The sequence below is a fragment of the Geomonas agri genome (assembly GCF_020179605.1).
GTDB classification, from domain to species: domain Bacteria; phylum Desulfobacterota; class Desulfuromonadia; order Geobacterales; family Geobacteraceae; genus Geomonas; species Geomonas agri.
The window spans coordinates 68,126-85,826 of sequence record NZ_JAINZO010000002.1 but is presented as its reverse complement, the minus strand read 5'-3'; the positions used below and the strand labels follow the sequence as shown (position 1 = coordinate 85,826).

Below are 17,701 nucleotides of genomic sequence, written 5' to 3'. Positions count from 1 at the left end.
CCTTTGCGTCTTCGCGTGAGGGACTTGAGGTTTTGGGTTCTTACGGCGCTCGGAGTGTAATATTACTCCTCGGTAATTTCAAGCATCTTCGTGCAGTTGCAGCGCTTTTGCGTGACAAGGAGAAGGGTGATCTGCTAGAACGTTAGCTGGCGTGAAAGGAGCGCCGTACCCATGAGAGCCGGCCTCTATATACATTTCCCCTTCTGCCTTAAGAAATGCCTGTACTGCGACTTCAACTCCACCGCCTGGTCCGGCGGCGAGCTGGACGGCTACGTCGAGCTGTTGCTGCGCGAGATGGAGCTGCGCCAGGAGGCCCTTCCCGAGCCGGTGCAGGCGCCCACCCTGTACCTTGGGGGTGGGACGCCGTCGCTCATGGCGCCGGAGCTAGTGGGGCGTCTGGTCGAGCAGACGGCGCTCCGTTTCGGCCTGGAACAGGGGGCGGAGGTGACGCTGGAGGCGAACCCGGGCACGCTCACGCCGGAGCGGTTGGCCGGCTACCGGGCTGCGGGCGTGAACCGCCTGTCGCTCGGCATCCAGTCCTTCGAGGAGCGCTTGCTCGCGCGGCTTGGCCGGGTGCATACGGTGGACGAGGCGCTGGCGGCCTTTGAGCAGGCGCGCCGCACCGGCTTCGACAACATAAGCATCGACCTGATGCACTCCCTCCCCGGGCAGACCCTCAACGACTGGCGCGCCGCGCTGGCCCAAGGCATCGCGCTCGCCCCCGAGCATGTCTCCGCCTATGCGCTCTCCATTGAGGAGGGGACCCCCTTCGAAAGCCTCTACCAGCGCGGGGAACTCCAGCTACCGGGGGAGGAGGAGGCCGCGCGCATGTTCGAAGCGACCGCCGAGATGCTCACCGGGGCCGGCTATCTGCACTACGAGATCTCCAACTTTGGCCTCCCGGGCCGCTTTTCCCGCCACAACCAATCCTACTGGAGCCGGCAGAGCTACCTCGGCTTCGGCTCCGGGGCCCATTCCTTCTGGAACCCCGACGGCCTGGGGCGCCGCTGGAACAACGCCGCCGACCTCGACGGCTACCGCGCTGCCATCGCCGCCGGCACCCTTCCGGAGCGGGACGAGGTGCGGCTCTCACTCGATGATGCTGTCGCCGAGAGCTTTTTTCTCGGGCTGCGCGTCCTCACCGGGCTCGACCTTGCCCCCCTCAAGGTGCGCTTTGGCGAGCAGGCGCTGGTGGGCCAACTTGCAGAAGTGGAGCGGCTCCTTGGCGCCGGCCTCCTGGTCGCCGACGGCGATCGCATCCGCCTCGCCGACAGCTCGGTAATCATCGCCAACAGCATCTTTTCCCGCTTTCTGTAAATCCGCCACAATCCCGCCAGAGAACCCCTTGACAAAGCCCAGGTGCATTGCTAACTTGAAGCTCGTTTAGCACTCGAACTTTTTGAGTGCTAAAAGCTTTTGAGGGTCAAGGTTATGGAAGAGCAACTTTCTGAACGCGGTAAAAGGATCCTCGAAGCGGTTATCGAGGACTACATAGCGACTGCCGAACCGGTGGGGAGCAGGACCATCACGCGCAGCCATGCGCTGGCGCTTTCGCCGGCCACGGTGCGCAACGTCATGGCCGACCTGGAGGAGATGGGGCTGCTTGCCTCGCCGCATACCTCCGCCGGTCGCATCCCCACCGACAAGGCCTACCGCCTCTACGTCAATTCGATCCTGGAGGCGAAGCAGAACCTCATGCCCGGCAAGCGTGACGAAATCCGCAGGCGCTGCCGCATGGCGGGCAAGGACCCGGCCGAGATGCTCAAGGAAGCGAGCCGGCTCCTCTCCACCACCTCGAGCTACATGGGGGTGGTGATGGCGCCGCGCATGGCCGCCAACGTCTTCCACCAGATGGAATTCGTCAAGCTGTCCAGCCACCGCATCCTGGCCATCCTGGTGTCGCAGAACGGGACCGTGCAGAACCGGCTCCTGGAAACCGAGGAGGAGATCCCGCAGGAGGACCTGGTCCGCATGGCCAACTACCTGAACGGGATGCTTCAGGGGTTGACCATTGCGCAGGTACGCGAGCGGCTCCTGGCCGAGATGCAGAGCGAGAAGGTGCGCTACGACTCCCTGATGGCGCGGGCGCTCGCGCTTTCCGAGCAGACCATCAGGACCGACAGCACCGAGATCTTCCTGGAGGGGCAGGCGAACATCCTGGACCAGCCGGAATTCTCCGACGCCGCCAGGATGCGCGAGATCTTCCGGGCCTTCGAGAAGAAGAGTCTCCTTCTGGACCTGTTGGACCGCTCCATGCAGGCCGAGGGGGTGCAGATTTTCATTGGCTCGGAATCCCCCCTGCTCAAGATGGAGGGGATGAGCCTGGTTACCTCCACCTACCTGACCGGGAAGGACACGGTCGGGGTGCTGGGGGTCATCGGCCCGACCCGCATGGGTTACGGCCGAGTGATACCGATCGTCGACTATACCGCCAAATTGATAAGCCGCCTGCTCGAAAGCGAGTAGGGGAGAAAAGGAGAGTACAAGAGGATGGACAAGAAAAAACACGATGCGCACCAGCACGACAAAAAGGCAGAGGCGGCACAGGACAACGTGGAACTCGTCCAGCCGCTGTCGGATGCGGATCGGATCAAGGAACTCGAAGAGGCCCTGGCCGCCAAGGGGCTTGAGTCGGCGAGCAACTGGGACAAGTACCTGCGCGAGCGGGCTGACCTGGAGAACTATCGCAAGCGGGTGCAGAAGGAAAAGGAAGAGATCCTGAAGTACGGCAACGAGCAGATCATCATGGAACTGCTCCCCTCGGTGGACAACCTGGAGCGCGCCATAGATCACGCCAGTCAGGACGACCCCATCATCGAGGGGGTCAAGCTCACCCTGAACATGCTCCTTTCCACCCTGAAGAAGTTCGGTGTTACCCCGGTGGAGACCCCGGCCGGAACTCCGTTCGATCCCGCCTTCCACCAGGCCATGACACAGGTGCCGAGTGAGGAGCAGGAGCCCAATACCATCGTCAACGTATTCCAGAAGGGGTACATGCTGAACGACCGGTTGCTCCGCCCCGCCATGGTTACCGTCGCCGTTAAGCCTGCGGCTTAGACGGCAGATTGAGATGAAGATTAAGATATAGAAACTGCTTTTACTTAGTCTTAATCGTTGTCTTTATCTTTTTTTTTACCCCGCCCCTTGTTTTTTGCAGGGGGCATGACTAGCTTGCTGAGTGACAGTTACCATATGAGGAGGCAATCACATGAGTAGAGTAATAGGAATAGACCTCGGGACCACCAACTCCTGCGTGGCAGTGATGGAAGGTGGGGAGCCGGTTGTCATAGCGAACGCAGAAGGAAGCCGCACCACCCCTTCCATGATCGCTTTCGCCGAGAACGGCGAGCGGCTGGTGGGCCAGCAGGCCAAGCGCCAGGCGGTCACTAACCCCGAGAACACCCTGTACGCCATCAAGCGCCTGATCGGGCGCAAGTACGATACCGAGGCGGTCAAGAAGGACATCGCCATCTCCCCGTTCAAGATCGTCAAGGCCGATAACGCCGACGCGTGGGTCGAGGTGCGCGGTCAGAAATACTCTCCGCCCGAGATTTCGGCCATGGTGCTGATGAAGATGAAAAAGACCGCCGAGGATTACCTTGGTGAGACCGTCACCGACGCGGTCATCACCGTCCCGGCGTACTTCGACGACTCCCAGCGCCAGGCAACCAAGGACGCCGGCAAGATCGCGGGCCTCAACGTCCTGCGCATCATCAACGAGCCGACCGCCGCGGCGCTCGCCTACGGCCTGGACAAGAAGAAGGATGAGAAGATCGCCGTGTTCGACCTGGGCGGCGGCACCTTTGACGTTTCCATCCTGGAACTGGGCGAAGGCGTGTTCGAGGTGAAGTCCACCAACGGCGACACCTTCCTGGGCGGTGAGGACTTCGACCAGAAGATCATCGACTACATCGCCGACGAGTTCAAGAAGGACCAGGGCATCGACCTCAGGGGCGACAAGATGGCGCTGCAGAGGCTCAAAGAGGCGGGCGAGAAGGCGAAATGCGAGCTTTCCACCTCGCTCGAGACCGACATCAACCTGCCGTTCATCACCGCCGACGCTTCCGGTCCCAAGCATCTGACCATGAAGCTGACCCGCGCCAAGCTCGAGTCCATCTGCGCCGACCTGATCGCCAAGCTGGAAGGCCCCTGCCGCACCGCCCTCAGGGACGCAGGCCTCTCCGCTTCCGACATCGACGAGGTCATCCTGGTGGGCGGCATGACCCGCATGCCGATCGTGCAGAAGAAGGTGCAGGATATCTTCGGCAAGGTCCCCAACCGCGGCGTCAACCCGGACGAGGTGGTCGCCATCGGCGCTGCCATCCAGGGTGGCGTTCTGCGCGGCGACGTCAAAGACGTGCTGCTCCTCGACGTCACCCCGCTCTCCCTGGGCATCGAGACTCTGGGCGGCGTGATGACCAAGCTGATCGACAAGAACTCCACCATACCGTGCCGCAAGAGCCAGGTGTTCTCCACCGCGGCCGACAACCAGCCGGCGGTTTCCATCCACGTCCTGCAGGGCGAGCGCGAGATGGCGTCCGACAACAAGACCCTGGGCAACTTCGAGTTGTCCGGGATCCCGTCCGCACCGCGCGGGGTGCCGCAGATCGAGGTCACCTTCGACATAGACGCCAACGGCATCGTCCACGTCTCCGCCAAAGACCTCGGCACCGGCAAGGAGCAGTCCATCCGTATCACCGCCTCCTCCGGCCTTTCCAAGGAGGAAGTCGAGAAGATGGTGCGCGACGCCGAGGCCCACGCCGCGGACGACAAGAAGAAGCGTGAGCTGATCGAAGCCAAGAACCAGGGCGACAACCTGATCTACTCCACCGAGAAGTCCCTGAACGAGTTCGGCGACAAGATCGACGCTTCCGAGAAGCAGAAGATCGAGGAAGGGATCGCCGGCCTTAAGAAAGCCCTTGAAGGAAGCGACGCCGACGAGATCAAGAAGGCGAGCGAGACCCTGATGCAGGCGTCCCACAAGCTGGCCGAGGCGGTTTACGCCAAGGCACAGGCCGCCGGCGCCGAGGGTGCCGAGGCGCACGCCGAGCCGGAAGCCGGCGCAGCCAAGGGCGAGAAGGTCGTCGACGCAGACTTCGAGGAAGTGAAGGACGACAAGAAATAAGTAAAAGGTTGCAAACCGGTGCCGCTTTAGTGGAAGATGGCGCTGCATGTAGAAATTGAAAACCGCAACGGGCAGCGTCTCATGAGATGGGACGCTGCTCTTTGTGTTACGAGGGCTTACTTTGGCAAACGGCGACAAACAGGATTACTACGAACTGCTCGAGGTGAACAAGAACGCCTCCGAAACCGAAATCAAGAAGGCGTACCGGCGTCTGGCCATCAAATACCACCCGGACAAGAACCCTGGCGACAAGAGCGCCGAGGACAAGTTCAAAGAGGTCTCCGAGGCCTACGAGGTGCTTTCCGACCCCGAGAAGCGCGCGCGCTACGACCAGTTCGGCCACGCCGGCGTGGGAGGCGGTGGCTTCAACGGCTCTCCCTTCGGCGGTTTCAGCGGCTCCCCCTTCGGGGACATTTTCGGCGACATCTTCGGCGAGGTCTTCGGCGGGCGCCAGAAGAGCTCGCGCGGCAAGCGCGGCGACGACCTGCAGTACAACCTGGAGATCAACTTCGAGGAAGCTGCCTTCGGGGTCGAGAAGAAGATCGACATCCCCTACGCCAAGCGCTGCGAGACCTGTGGCGGTTCCGGCGCCAAGGCCGGCACCCAGCCCAAGACCTGCCCCACCTGTCAGGGCGCGGGGCAGATGCGTTTTCAGCAGGGCTTCTTCAGCGTTTCCAAGACCTGCTCGCACTGCAACGGCGAGGGGCGCGTGGTTGAACATCCCTGCGCGAGCTGCCGCGGCACCGGCACGGTGCGGGACAAGAAGACCATTTCCGTGAAGGTTCCCGCCGGCGTCGAGACCGGCATCCGCCTCAAGCTCTCCGGCGAAGGGGGGCAGGGGATCAAGGGGGGCGGCAACGGCGACCTGTACGTGGCGCTCACCGTGCGCGAGCACTCCATCTTCCGGCGCGAGGATAACGACGTCCTGTGCGAGATCCCCATCAGCTTCACCCAGGCCGCCCTGGGGTGCGAGATCGAGGTGCCCACCCTGGACGGCAGGGTGAACATGAAGATCCCAGAAGGGACCCAGTCCGGCGCCGTCTTCAGGATGCGCGGCAAGGGCGTTCCGGCGCTGCAGGGGTACGGGCGCGGCGACCACCTGGTCATCGCCAAGGTGGAGACCCCGATCAACCTGAACAAGCAGCAGCGTGAACTCCTGGAGGAGCTGGCGCGCATCAGCGGCGAGGACGTGAACCCGATGCGCAGGAACTTCTTCGCCAAGGTGATGGACATCTTCACGTGATCAGGACGCTCGCCCGGTGCATGGCGGGGCTTGTGGCCATGGGGTTCCTGGCCGCCCGTCCCGTGCCGGCCCTGGGTGCCCCCGCACAGGCGACGCTCTTGTCAGACAGTGCCTATTCCGGCGCGCTCCAGAAGCGGATACGCGGGGCCAAAAGGCGCATCATCTGCGCCTTTTACCTTTTCAAGGCGACCGGGCGCAGGGGGAACCTGCCCGCGCAGGTTGCGCAGGACCTGGCCCAGGCCAGGGGGCGCGGGGTGGATGTCACCGTGATCCTCGAAGGTGAAGATTCGGTGGGGAGCGATAACCGCGCCGCCGCCGGTTACCTGGCGCGCCAAGGGGTGCGGGTGATCTTCCCGCGCGGAAGGCGCACCACCCACGCCAAGGCGGTGGTCATCGACGACCGCTACGTCATGATCGGCAGCCACAACCTCTCCCACGCGGCGCTGACCCGGAACCGGGAGCTTTCGGTGCTGCTGGATGCGCCGGAGCTGGCGGCGCAGGTGACCAGGTACCTCGAGGGGGTCCGGTAATAAGGTCACGCCAAGCCGCGAAGCGGCAAAGCAAGACGCGGCATTTTCAGGTTAACCTTTGCGCCTTCGCGTCTTTGCGTGAGGCCTCCCAAAGGAGTAGCACCTTGTTCAAGAAGCTCTTCTCCCCGGTTCTCCTCGGTATCCTCCTGGCGCTCACCTGCGCCGTTTCCGCCCACGCCTCCATCGCGACCTATCCTGAACTCCCGACCGGCTACACCTCGATCCGGGTCTTTGACGGGCAGCAGCGTTACGTCGGGCGCATCCTCCCCACCCAGCGTTACTGGGTCTCCATCGATCGCATCCCGCTTTTCCTGCGCAAGGCCCTGGTCGCCACCGAAGACTCTCGCTTCTACGAGCATGGCGGCATCGACGTGCGCGGCATCGCCCGCGCCCTGGTGAAGGACGTGGTCAAGGGGCGCCTCGCCGAGGGGGGCTCCACCATCACCCAGCAGCTGATCAAGAACAAGTTCCTGACCGGCGAGAAGTCGTTGGACCGCAAGGTGAAGGAAGTGCAGCTGGCCATGGAATTCGAGAAGAAGTACACCAAGGACCAGATCCTGGAGATGTACTTCAACGAGATCTACTTCGGCAATGGCGCTTGGGGCATCGCGCAGGCGGCGCGGCAGTACTTCGACAAGAACCCGGAGGAATTGACCGAGGCGGAATGCGCCATCCTGGCCGGCGTACCCAAGAACCCGGGACGCTACAATCCGTTGGGTGACTTGGCCAAGGTAAGCGCGCGTCGCAGTGTCGTGCTCTCCCGCATGGTCGCGGTCAACATGATCACGGCACAGCAGAAAAGGGCCATCGAGGCGCATCCCGCCACCGTGATCAAGCCGGGGCAGGCGCAGGGGTATCTCGAACTGGTGCGCAAACAGCTAGAGGAGCGCTACGGCGCGCGCATCGTGGAGCAGGGCGGGCTGGACGTGATCTCGGCCATGGACGTGAACCTGCAGAAGCAGGCGGAACAGGTGCTGCGCGACGGGGTCAAGAAGGTGAACCCGAACCTGCAGGGGGCACTTATCTGCATGGATCTGAAGACCGGCGACGTGCTGGCCGCGGTGGGGGGCGTGGATAACGGCAAGGGGGGCTTCAACCGCGCCTTCTTGGCCAAGCGTCAGCCCGGCTCCTCCATCAAGCCGCTCATCTTTGCGGCCGCGCTGGAGCAGGGGTACACCCCGGCGAGCCTTTTGGACGACACCCCGGTTGCCTACAACAAGGGGAACGGCCAGACCTGGCGACCGCACAACTACGAGAAGAAGAGCTTCGGTGAGCTGTCGCTGCGGCAGGCGCTGGCGCACTCCAACAACGTGATCACGGTGAAGCTCCTCGAATCGCTCGGCGTGAACAACTTCGTCACCTTCGCCGGGCGCCTCGGGCTTACCCTGCGCACCCCCAACGACCTCTCGCTTGCCCTCGGCACCGACGAGGTCACCCTGAACGACCTAGTCTCCGCCTACTCGCCTTTGGCCAACAGCGGCATGCGCAGCGAGGGGCGCACCATCATCCGGGTCTACGACCGCAGCCGCAAGAGCTGGAACGAGACCCCGTCCCAGGTGACGCCGGTGCTCTCTCCGGCCACCGCCTTCGTCACCACCTCTATGATGAAGGACGTGCTGACCTACGGGACGGCCAAGGGGCTCAAGAATTTTGCCCGTCAGCGCCCCGCTGCCGGCAAGACCGGCACCACCGACGACTACCGCGACGCCTGGTTCGTGGGGTACACCCCGCAGCTGATCACGGGGGTCTGGGTGGGCTATGACAAGCCCAAGCCGGGTGGCAGGGGCTTCACCGGCGGCGCCGTTTCCGCGCCGATCTGGGAAAAGTTCATGCGGGTCGCCAGCGCCGGGAAGCCGGCGGTCGACTTCACGAAGCCCGACGGTGTAGTCACGGTCAACATCGACCCCACCACTGGCCAACTCGCCACTCCGGAGTGCCCAACTACCAAGGAAGAGGACTTCATCGCCGGGACCGAGCCGACCACGTACTGCTCCAAGCATGGCGGCGACACCATGCCGCCGGTCACGCCGGCCGCGCCGGCCCAGCCGGGTGTCACCGCTCCGGGGGAAGAGGCTCCGATCAACCAACCTGCCGGGGACGGCGCAGAGGACGGTGCTGACGGTGCTACCGGTCTTGAGGGGGATGTACTGCGCTAGGCGGGGCCGCCGGCTTCGGTGGCGTAGTAGTGGCGGATCGGTTTCAAGTCGTCGTCCAGTTCGTATACCAGCGGGGTGCCGGTCGGGATCTCGAGGCCGACGATGTCCGAGTCGGAGACCCGGTCCAGGTACTTAATCAAGGCGCGCAGGCTATTGCCGTGGGCGACGATGAGCGGGCGGCGGCACTCGCGCAATGCAGGGGCGATCACCTGCTGCCAGCACGGCAGCACCCGCTCCACCGTGTCCTGTAGGCACTCGGTCCTCGGGATCAGGTGCTGTGGCAGCCCGGCGTAGCGTGGGTCGTGGCCGGGGTAACGCTGATCCCCATCGGCGAGTGCGGGTGGCCGGACGTGGTAGCTGCGGCGCCACAGCTTCACCTGCTCCTCTCCGTACTTATCCGCGGTCTGCGCCTTGTTCAACCCCTGCAGCGCCCCGTAGTGCCTCTCGTTCAGGCGCCAGTCCTTGTGCTCCGCGATCCACATCAGGTCCATCTCGTGCAGGATAATCCAGAGCGTGCCGATGGCCCGGCGCAGCATGGATGTAAAAGCGACGTCGAAGACGAATCCTTTCTCCTTCAGTAGCCGTCCCGCGTTGTGGCTCTCCTCCTCGCCCCGCGGTGAAAGCTCCACGTCAGTCCAGCCGGTGAAGAGGTTTTCTTGGTTCCAGACGCTCTCGCCGTGTCGAATCAGTACCAGTTGCTGCATCGCTCCACCTCCGGAACTCCCTTTTCCCGGCTACTTGCCGCCTGCCACCTGTTTCGCCTCTTCCAGTTTCCCGATGACGTTGTTCTTAATCCAGGAAGGGTCCCACCACTCGATCGGGTTAACTTCCTGCCCCGAGACCACCACGCCGAAGTGGAGGTGGTCGCCGCCGGCAAGGCCGGTATCCCCAGTGTCGCCGATGATGTCGCCCTTTTTCACCTGGTCCCCTTCCTTGACGGCGATCCGGCTCAAGTGGCCGTAGAGCGTTTGCAGCCCCATGCCATGGTCGATGATGACGCACTGGCCGTAGATGCCGAGGTCTTCGGCCCAGACCACGTGCCCGCTGTTGGCCGCAGGGACCTTGGAATGCGCCAGTGAGGCGAGGTCGATCCCTAGGTGGTATTGCTCGTCCACCTGTTTCCCCTTGTAGAAGTAGCTGCGCAGTTGGCTGAAGCTTCCCCGGGGGGCGGAATTGGGGAGGCGCAGGAATTCGCTTTCCCAAAGCGGGGTGGGGGAGGTCTTGAGACCAACCTGGTCCAGGATCTGCCGGTCCGCCTTGCGCCCTTCCCCGTTGACCTTGAGAAACACCTCCAGCGGCGTCGCCGCCTTGGGGAAGCGGTCCTTGAATTCGCTGGCAACCTTCTCCAGGAACGTGTCGGTAAGCTCGATCCGGTCCCTCGGGAAGGATTTCTCCAGCACGTGGTAGTAGATGCCGGTCAGCCTCTCGTTTCCCGCCTGGTCGACAGCCAGCACCTTGGGGACGAAGCGCTCCTCCGGTAGGTCGCTGGGGAAGGGGAACAGGCAGGCGTAGAAGCCGCCGGGCTGGCGGTAGGCGGGGTAGAAGCGGTCGGCGAAGACCACGCCGGTCCGGACGACCTCGCGGTTCACCGTGTACACCACCAGCCCCGCGCCGCCGCGGGAGATGTTGTGCGCGGTGCTCAGGATGGCGACCGCCGGGGGCTTGTTCTGGTACTCGAAATTGAAGGCGTGCTCGGTGCGGTTGCCGGAGCCGAAACCGAAGATGGAGCGGTCCGCCACCTTCACCTCGAGCCGGACCGGCCCTTCTTTGAGACCGGGCTGGGCCGGCAGCCGGAAGGTCTCCGCCGCGTCCTTCGTGCCGGAGGGGTACTCCTTGGACAGAACGGGGAAGCTCTTCTGCCCCTGCACCAGGTTGACGCTCACGGATCTCAGCCCGGAGCGGTCCCGCAGCCTGAGTGTCACGTCGAGCCTGGAGGAGATGGGTCCGCTTTGCCGGGAGAGCGCGAGGGCGGGGCCCGTAGTGTCGAGAAAATAGTAAACTCCGAAGCCAACAAGAAGCAGGAGGATCAGGATAACCGCCACCGCTATCGTTTTCATGGCTCTCCCCTGGGTACGGCAGAGGCGCTTTCGCCATGCGGGCGCCCGTCGTTGTCAAGAATGGTTAATCCGGGTTAAGGCACCCACGGATTTTAGCACCCGCCACTTCGAAGTCCAGTCTGACGGCGCACGGTCACGGTCAACCCGGCGTGCATGAACCATAAAAAATGTTGCAGCTCTCTGTAAATTTTACAAGCAGGTGGTATATTACTCTCAGCTAGCTAGCTGTAACAGAATGTCTCGGAAAAGGAGGTAGCAGCATCGAGGTAACTTCCACTGAAGAGGATTCTAATTACGAAACAGCTGTACCAGCTTCGACGTCGCAAGCGTCGAGATGACCCCTGTAACGAGGGGATCGAGTAAAAGAAGAGGCCCTGCGGAACAACAGCGGGCCTCTTTTTCATTGTTACTGTTATAGACACGGATTTGAGGAGTGGCCTCAACTTCCTTAACAAGAAGAGAGAGTCTTCTGCTATATTGGTAGGGTCGGGATAGCAACATTTCCCTATTACATTCAACACTCAAGGAGGACGGAGTCATGAAACGAGTGACAGCTGCACTACTTGCCATGGTGGTCGCCATGGTTTCCCTGCAGGGGTGCTACGGCAAGATGGCGCTCACTAAGAAGGTGTATCAGGTTAACGGACAGGTAAGCGACAAGTTCCTGCGCAGCCTGGTGACATGGGCATTCATCATCGTCCCTGTTTACCAGATATCGGCGCTGGTTGACTTTGTTGTTTTCAACACCATCGAGTTCTGGAGCGGGCATAACCCCGTGGCCCAGGGAGAGAAGGACTTCCAGTACAGCGAAAACGGCGATACTTTCAAGGTGCACGCCCAAAAGAGCGGCGACATGCTGCGTTACACCTTCAACCGCTACCATGGTGACACCTATCTCGACACCCTCACCATCGACTGGAACGTGAAGAGCGGCAATTCGGTGGCGTTACTGCGGCAGGGGAACAACGCGACCCAGTTCCAGGCGATGAAAGTGAACGGAAGCGTACAGGTGACGAGTTCCGAGCCTGGTACTTTCGGTCCGGGACGGCAGATGGCGGCTCTGTATCAGTAAATGAGGATATACTCAGAGGTCTGGCAGTGGGATGGTAATGTTAGCGGGTTCAAACTCAGAGGAGAGGCAACTTAAGCAGTATATCCGGAAAAATTTTTTTTGGACAGACTGTTTCTTTGCCGTCACTGATGCTATGTTTGACTCAGCTAGCTAGCTAAGAGGGATCTCGGAAAAAAGGAGGTAATCAGCATCAAAGAAACTCCACCGATTCGGAATCTCACAACCTGAAGCTGTTAACCTCCCGGTGCCCACGGGCACTGGCAACCACCCTTGAAAAGGGTACCCAGTTAGACGCAACAAAGAAGGCCCGCCATCTCGGCGGGCCTTTTCACTTTGGGGTTATATCTGATTTAAGCTCATGACATCCCCCCTCAGAAGTTAACTGTCAAAAAAAACATAAAACCTTTGGCGGCAGGCCTGCTGCGACAGGCTGGAAGTTAGCAGAGCACAGTCTCAAGTACAGCGACAGTTCTCACAAGCCTAGCCCTGCTTTTGTCATAAAGTCGTTTGTGACGCGGGTACCGGACCCTGGCCATGATCAGGCGCCCTGCTGTAGTTGACAGGGTGCAGTGGAGTGGGAAAATAGGAGAATATAAAACATTTACATGCCGTCGACGTTGCACTCGGACTCTGTGATAAGTGTACGCACTGTGAGCAGTAATCGGGGGGCGCAATGAGAACCATTACGCTGCTGGCATCTGTCTTGTTGGCTTTATCTATACACGTTGCGATAAGCAGGGGGGATGACATTTTCCACAACGGCGGTACAGGCAACTGCTCGGGGTGCCATACCGTCCCGCCCCAACTGATCGGGTCCGATGCCGGATCCACCTGCCTTACATGCCACCAAGCCCCCATTGGGGTTGCCATCCCCTCAAAGCATTATGTTTCAACCAATTTGAATACCTTCTCCATCTGTGTTCAGCTTCCTTCTGGCGGAGACTTTTGCTGGCTCAGGAAAACGTACACGTGGTCAACCTTGAACGGAGCAAACGAACTGAGCCGTGGCGAGCGGCATGGACATAACATAGTTGCAGCGGACTTCGGGTATGAGGCCGATAGCACCTTTGCCTATTCTCCGGGTGGAAACTATCCCAGTTCAAGCCTCACCTGTATCAGCTGCCATGATCCTCATGGCAACTACCGGCGACTGGCCGACGGGTCAATCAGCGTTTCCGGCCCCCCAATAATAGCTTCTGGCTCTTATCCCGACAGCCCGGAACCTACCGCATATGTGTCGGTTGGCACCTACCGCCTGCTCGCGGGGAAGGGGTACCTACCCAGGAATGTCTCAGGAGCCCCTCTCCTGTCGGCAGATCCCCCTGCCGCTGTTGCTCCACGTCTTTTCAACAGGTCGGAGAGCAGCCACGATACCCAGATCGCGTACGGAAGTGGTATGTCGGAATGGTGTCTCAACTGTCACCCCGGACTTGCCGGCGTGCACAAACACCCCTCTGGTGTCAGAGCCACCTTTTCGCATGAGATTGTTAGTAACTACAATTCATACATGCGCTCAGGAGATCTAAGTGGAAACCACGACACGTCTTACACTTCGATGGTTCCATACGAGTTGAACACCAAGGATTACAAGTCGTTGAAGTCGGTTGTCGCATCTGCCGATCTTAAACGGAGTGGTCCTAACGGCGGCGAAAACGTTATGTGCCTGTCGTGTCACAGGGCCCACGCAAGCGGGTGGGATGCGAGCACTAGATGGAACACGCAGTCCACCTTCCTCGTGTACGAAGGGATGTATCCCGGCATCGACAACAGCGTCCCTGTTGAATACTCCCAAGGACGTCTCTCCATTGAAACAGCAAAGACTTTTTACGATAGACCTGTAACGAGCTTCTCCAATTTTCAGAAAAGCCTCTGTAATAAGTGCCATTTGAGAGATTGAGCCGGATCTCTCAAATGTAAAATTTGCTCCTGGTAATATCGTATTCTGCGATAAACAGCAGACGTTGACCCACGTTGCTGCAACCATTGGTCGCTTCGCCATCTGTAGTTATTTTTGCACTGCCGGAGTTTAAGGTCGCTTCTTTGTGGGGTGTCAGAGGCTGCAATGATGGCGTTTTGGGATGGAGGATTGCGAAAATATTCCAAACGAAAAGGCTAGGCTTTTTAGCCTAGCCTTTTGATTTTGTTGGAGCCGAAGAGCGGACTCGAACCGCCGACTTGCTGATTACGAATCAGCTACTCTACCAACTGAGTTACTCCGGCTAATTTTCGCGTAACCATTTGTAAACGGGTGGTGGACCTACATACCCTGTTGGCAAGGTTACGAGACACAAACTTTTACCGTAAATGGGCGTAGTCGTCAACCCCATTCTAGTTCTCTTGGCGGTGCAATTCTTTAGGTCTCGGGTCGAAAAGAGCAGCAGGGGGTGTGAATATTTTACTTCTGCGCTGGCAGTGGGAGGTACATCTTTACCTCCAGCCCCTGCCTCCTACGCTGCGCGCGGCGACGCTGCTGCATGCAGGGCGCCTTCTTCTCTGCGATGGGCAGCCAGATGCCGGTAAAAAAACAAAAGCCGCTGTCCCTCGGTGGGGCAGCGGCTTTTGTGTGGAGCAGCGCAGGCGTGCTAGGCGCAGGCGGCGGCGTTGGCGCGCTCGCGCTCGGTGGCGTCGTCCATAACCTTATAGGCGCAGAACTCGCCGCACATGGTGCAGGCACCGTGGTCCGCTACGCCGGACTCGTCGCGCAGACGGCGCGCCTTGACCGGGTCGATTGCCAACGCGAACTGCCCTTCCCAGTCGAGCTTCTTGCGGCAGCGCGCCATCTGGTTGTCCTTCTCGATGGCCCCTTTGACCCCCTTGACGATGTCGGCAGCGTGGGCGGCGATGCGCGACGCCATCACACCTTCACGCACGTCCTCGACGCTCGGCAGCTTCAGGTGTTCGGACGGAGTCACGTAGCAGAGGAAGTCGGCGCCGGCCGCGGCGGCGATGGTCCCGCCGATGGCGGAGGTGATGTGGTCGTAGCCCGGAGCGATGTCAGTGACCAGCGGTCCCAGCACGTAGAACGGCGCGCCGTGGCACAGACGCTTCTGCAGCAGGATGTTGGCCTCGATCTGGTTCAGCGGCATGTGGCCCGGCCCCTCGATCATGACCTGCACGCCGTACTCCTGCGCGCGCTGGGTCAGCTCGCCCAGGATGATCAGCTCGTGGATCTGGGCGCGGTCGGTGGCGTCGGCCAGGCAGCCGGGGCGGAAGCCGTCGCCCAGCGACAGGGTCATGTCGTAAGCCTTGGTGATCTCCAGCAGGCGGTCGAAATGCTCGTAGAGCGGGTTCTCAGCATTGTTGTGCGCCATCCACTCGATGGTGAAGGCGCCGCCGCGGGAGACCACGTCCATGATGCGCCCTTCCTTGCGCATGCGCTCTACGGTAGAACGGGTCACGCCGCAGTGCACGGTGATGAAGTCGACACCGTCTTCGGCGTGCTTGATGACGCCCTGGAAGATGTCCTCAACGGTCATCTCCACGATCGCTTTCTTGTGCTTTCTCACCGCGTCCAGAGCCGCCTGGTACAGCGGCACGGTGCCGATGCAGGCGGAAGTCTCGGCGATGACCGCGCGGCGGATCTCGTCGACCGGGCCGCCGGTGGAGAGGTCCATGATGGCATCGGCGCCGCTGGCTACCGCCACGCGTACCTTCTCCAGCTCCTTCTCGAAATTCAGGTCGTCGGCGGAGCTGCCGATATTGGCGTTGACCTTGGTTCTGAGGCCCTTGCCCACGGCGAGCGGCGTGCCGTTCACGTGCTTGTTGTTATGGCAGATGATGATGTTCCCGGCGGCGATCCCGGCGCGGATGAACTCGGCCTCCACCCCCTCGGCGAGGGCTGCAGTCTTCATCTTGTCGGTGATGATCCCCTTGCGGGCGTATTCCAGCTGGGTCATGGCTACTCCTTTTATGTTCGTGGATCTACACTTTTCGTTTCTATGAGCACTGAGACCATCCGCGTCCACTGTAGGGGCGAATAATCATTCGCCCCCCTTGTTGGCCGGGCGGGTAATCGGCGTGTCCTACTCCCCTTGGTCCCGCGCCGCCAGGAAATGGTTCACCGGCCCGTGTCCTTTGCCCAGGGGCTGCGAGAACTTGATGGCGCGGGTCACGAACAGCTTCGCCCTCAGTATCGCGCTCGGGAGCGGCTCGCCCTGGGCCAGGTTGGTGGCGATGGCAGAGGCCAGGGTGCAGCCGGTGCCGTGGGTGTTGCGGGTGAGCACGCGCGGCGCGCTGAAGCGGGTAAACCCGGTACCGTCGAACAGGATGTCGGTCACCACCCCTTCGGTCAGGTGTCCCCCCTTGACCAGCACGTGCTTGGCCCCCATGAGGTGCAGCGCGCGGGCGGCCAGCTCCATGCCGGCGCTGTCGGTTATGGTGAGGCCGGTGAGTGCCTCCGCCTCCGGGATGTTGGGGGTGACCAGGTAGCTCAGCGGCACCAGTCTTTTCTTCAGCACTGCGAGCGCCTCGTCCTCGAGGAGCGCCACGCCCCCCTTCGCGCTCATCACCGGATCGAGCACCACCATCCTCATCTCGTAGGCGGTCAGCTTGTCCGCGACGATCTCCGCGTTCTCCGGTGACGACAGCATGCCGATTTTCACCACGTCGATGGGGATGTCGGAGAGCACCGCATCGATCTGCTCCGCCAGGAAAGCCGGCGGTGACGAGTGGATGCCGGTGACACCACGGGTGTTCTGGGCGGTGAGGGCGGTGATCGCAGAAGCGCCGTAGCTCCCCAGGAGCGTTATGGTCTTCAGGTCCGCCTGGATCCCCGCCCCGCCGCCGGAGTCGCTGCCGGCGATGGTAAGGACGGCGCCGCGCGGTTGGGTCGTGGTGCGGTTGAAGAGCAGGGAAAGTTCGGTGGCGGCGAGACCGGGCGAGCGGGCGGAAAGGATGGCGGAGATGATCGCGATCGCATCAGCGCCGGCGTCGATCACCGCGCAGGCGTTGTCGCGGGTGATGCCGCCAATGGCCACAATGGGGATCTGTACCTTTTCCCTCAACTGGGCCAGCTCTTCCGGGCTCTGCAGGTGCTCGACGTCCTTGGTCTGGGTGGGATAGAGGGAGCCGAAGCCGATGTAGTCGGCACCCGCCTCCTGAGCGGCGAGCGCTTCTTCCACCGAGTGGGTGGAGATGCCGATCAGCTTCTTAGGGCCCAGGGCGGCGCGGGCCGCGGCCGGGTCGCCGTCCTCCTGGCCCAGATGCAGGCCGTCGGCGTCCAAGGCCAGCGCCAGTTCCAGGTCGTCATTGACGATGAACTGTGCCTGGAACTCCGCGCATAGATGTTTCAGGTCGTTGCCGAGCGTTAGGCGCTCCTCGTAGGTGCGCACCTTGTCGCGGTACTGCAGCAGAGCAACGCCGCCGCTGGCCAGTGCCTCCCGCACCCGCGGCACCAGACGTTCACCCTGGTCCGTGATCAGGTACAGTCCTGCTACGCGCCGCTCCTTCCCGCTATGGTCCACCACGAGTTTTAACAAGGCACACCTCGAAAAAGCATAAAGCCAAACCGGAAACTTCC

12 protein-coding genes and 1 tRNA gene are annotated in these 17,701 nt (G+C 61.5%); 8 read left to right on the top strand and 5 right to left on the bottom strand.

The features are described 5' to 3' along the window. Positions 1-171 precede the first annotated feature (171 nt). The 7 genes from hemW to K7R21_RS11740 all read left to right on the top strand — a co-directional run bounded on the left by hemW (position 172) and on the right by K7R21_RS11740 (position 9,054). Positions 172-1,317, top strand: coding sequence for a radical SAM family heme chaperone HemW (gene hemW / locus K7R21_RS11770; RefSeq protein WP_224983514.1), 1,146 nt, complete (start codon positions 172-174; stop codon positions 1,315-1,317). Between the two features lie 114 nt (positions 1,318-1,431). Beyond that, positions 1,432-2,466, top strand: a complete 1,035-nt coding sequence (gene hrcA / locus K7R21_RS11765) for a heat-inducible transcriptional repressor HrcA (RefSeq protein ID WP_224983513.1) — start codon at positions 1,432-1,434, stop codon at positions 2,464-2,466. A 24-nt stretch (positions 2,467-2,490) separates the two neighbouring features. Continuing rightward, positions 2,491-3,057, top strand: coding sequence for a nucleotide exchange factor GrpE (grpE, locus tag K7R21_RS11760; RefSeq protein WP_224983512.1), 567 nt, complete (start codon positions 2,491-2,493; stop codon positions 3,055-3,057). A gap of 151 nt (positions 3,058-3,208) precedes the next feature. Beyond that, positions 3,209-5,125 carry a molecular chaperone DnaK gene (gene dnaK / locus K7R21_RS11755; protein ID WP_224983511.1) on the top strand — a complete coding sequence of 639 codons (1,917 nt, stop codon included), beginning with the start codon at positions 3,209-3,211 and terminating at the stop codon, positions 5,123-5,125. 121 nt (positions 5,126-5,246) lie between these two features. Next, positions 5,247-6,368: a molecular chaperone DnaJ gene (gene dnaJ, locus K7R21_RS11750; protein ID WP_224983510.1), complete on the top strand. Its 1,122-nt coding sequence runs from the start codon at positions 5,247-5,249 to the stop codon at positions 6,366-6,368. Next, entirely contained in the window at positions 6,365-6,898 is a 534-nt protein-coding gene (locus tag K7R21_RS11745; protein WP_224983509.1) for a phospholipase D-like domain-containing protein, read from the top strand. The genes dnaJ and K7R21_RS11745 overlap by 4 nt, the downstream gene beginning before the upstream one ends. Before the next feature lie 104 nt (positions 6,899-7,002). Then, positions 7,003-9,054: a penicillin-binding protein 1A gene (locus tag K7R21_RS11740; RefSeq protein ID WP_224983508.1), complete on the top strand. Its 2,052-nt coding sequence runs from the start codon at positions 7,003-7,005 to the stop codon at positions 9,052-9,054. Here the strand turns inward: K7R21_RS11740 and gpmA are convergent. Together gpmA and K7R21_RS11730 are read right to left on the bottom strand one after the other, a co-directional pair. Beyond that, complete coding sequence (gene gpmA, locus K7R21_RS11735) at positions 9,051-9,758, bottom strand: 2,3-diphosphoglycerate-dependent phosphoglycerate mutase (RefSeq protein WP_224983507.1); 708 nt, start codon at positions 9,756-9,758, stop codon at positions 9,051-9,053. The two genes, K7R21_RS11740 and gpmA, sit on opposite strands and share 4 nt — an antisense overlap. A gap of 30 nt (positions 9,759-9,788) precedes the next feature. Beyond that, positions 9,789-11,111, bottom strand: coding sequence for a M23 family metallopeptidase (locus K7R21_RS11730; protein ID WP_224983506.1), 1,323 nt, complete (start codon positions 11,109-11,111; stop codon positions 9,789-9,791). 538 nt (positions 11,112-11,649) lie between these two features. Between K7R21_RS11730 and K7R21_RS11725 the strand changes: the two genes are divergently transcribed. Beyond that, positions 11,650-12,183: a DUF3332 domain-containing protein gene (locus tag K7R21_RS11725; RefSeq protein ID WP_224983505.1), complete on the top strand. Its 534-nt coding sequence runs from the start codon at positions 11,650-11,652 to the stop codon at positions 12,181-12,183. 2,144 nt (positions 12,184-14,327) lie between these two features. Here K7R21_RS11725 and K7R21_RS11720 read toward each other — a convergent pair. The 3 genes from K7R21_RS11720 to thiD all read right to left on the bottom strand — a co-directional run bounded on the left by K7R21_RS11720 (position 14,328) and on the right by thiD (position 17,660). After that, positions 14,328-14,403, bottom strand: a tRNA-Thr gene (locus tag K7R21_RS11720). Between the two features lie 362 nt (positions 14,404-14,765). Next, positions 14,766-16,079, bottom strand: coding sequence for a phosphomethylpyrimidine synthase ThiC (gene thiC / locus K7R21_RS11715; RefSeq protein ID WP_224983504.1), 1,314 nt, complete (start codon positions 16,077-16,079; stop codon positions 14,766-14,768). A gap of 126 nt (positions 16,080-16,205) precedes the next feature. Then, complete coding sequence (thiD, locus tag K7R21_RS11710; protein WP_224983503.1) at positions 16,206-17,660, bottom strand: bifunctional hydroxymethylpyrimidine kinase/phosphomethylpyrimidine kinase; 1,455 nt, start codon at positions 17,658-17,660, stop codon at positions 16,206-16,208. Positions 17,661-17,701 lie beyond the last annotated feature (41 nt).

Excerpts from the sequence above, each read along its gene's own strand:
- hemW (WP_224983514.1), top strand. The coding sequence starts at position 172 with ATGAGAGCCGGCCTCTATATACATTTCCCCTTCTGCCTTAAGAAATGC.
- hrcA (WP_224983513.1), top strand. The coding sequence starts at position 1,432 with ATGGAAGAGCAACTTTCTGAACGCGGTAAAAGGATCCTCGAAGCGGTT.
- grpE (WP_224983512.1), top strand. The coding sequence starts at position 2,491 with ATGGACAAGAAAAAACACGATGCGCACCAGCACGACAAAAAGGCAGAG.
- dnaK (WP_224983511.1), top strand. The coding sequence starts at position 3,209 with ATGAGTAGAGTAATAGGAATAGACCTCGGGACCACCAACTCCTGCGTG.
- gpmA (WP_224983507.1), bottom strand. The coding sequence starts at position 9,758 with ATGCAGCAACTGGTACTGATTCGACACGGCGAGAGCGTCTGGAACCAA.
- K7R21_RS11730 (WP_224983506.1), bottom strand. The coding sequence starts at position 11,111 with ATGAAAACGATAGCGGTGGCGGTTATCCTGATCCTCCTGCTTCTTGTT.
- K7R21_RS11725 (WP_224983505.1), top strand. The coding sequence starts at position 11,650 with ATGAAACGAGTGACAGCTGCACTACTTGCCATGGTGGTCGCCATGGTT.
- thiC (WP_224983504.1), bottom strand. The coding sequence starts at position 16,079 with ATGACCCAGCTGGAATACGCCCGCAAGGGGATCATCACCGACAAGATG.